This window comes from Streptomyces bobili (genome assembly GCF_002154575.1).
In the GTDB taxonomy this organism is placed as follows: domain Bacteria; phylum Actinomycetota; class Actinomycetes; order Streptomycetales; family Streptomycetaceae; genus Streptomyces; species Streptomyces bobili.
In genome coordinates this window covers 1-516 of the sequence record NZ_MUBA01000928.1, presented here as the reverse complement: position 1 = coordinate 516, position 516 = coordinate 1, and the positions used below count along the sequence as shown (strand labels likewise).

The following is a 516-nucleotide window of genomic DNA, read 5'->3' as shown; positions in this document are numbered from 1 at the left end:
TGCGGGGTGGCCTCGCGCTGGGCCTTCTTGCCTCCGACGAGGAGGAGGGCCTGGTTGCCGGAGTCGGCGAGCGAGTGCACGGACTCGGCGAGCATCGACGACGATCCGCTGAAGAGGAACGCCACGAACTTCGCTACCGCGATCGCGAGGTTGGCGGCGAGTGCCGCAACGATCGCTTTGGTGCCGCCTGACGCGCTCATGTGTCGCGTGGTCCCTTCGTCCTCGGGTCGTTCTCGGGGTCGTCCCCAGGGGCGCGTTCGTGTCGCCTCGGGGTCGCCTCGTGCGGGTGCGGGCCGGGCGGCGTGCCGTTTCCGGCTTTGCCCGTCCTTTGCGGTGGGCCATTGTTGCAGCCCGGCGCGTGGTGCGTGTGCCCGGACGGGCCGGTGGGACGCGTCAGGCGATGACGGTGGCCCTGAACACGGTGCCGGTTCCGGACACTTCGGCCGTTTCGCCCACGGGGACGAAGACGGACCGGCCGGGGGTCAGGGTGTGCTCGCCGGCCCGTACGGTGCCGGC

At 71.5% G+C, this 516-nt stretch carries 1 protein-coding gene and 1 pseudogene; both read right to left on the bottom strand.

Annotation, left to right across the window (positions count from 1 at the left end; genetic code table 11):
• Positions 1 to 200, bottom strand: a 200-nt coding sequence (locus BZL64_RS38760) for a cation efflux transmembrane domain-containing protein (RefSeq protein WP_158101601.1), incomplete at its 3' end; no start/stop codon positions are given.
• A gap of 193 nt (positions 201 to 393) precedes the next feature.
• Positions 394 to 516 (bottom strand): annotated as a pseudogene (locus BZL64_RS39415) (mannose-6-phosphate isomerase, class I); the annotation flags it as partial.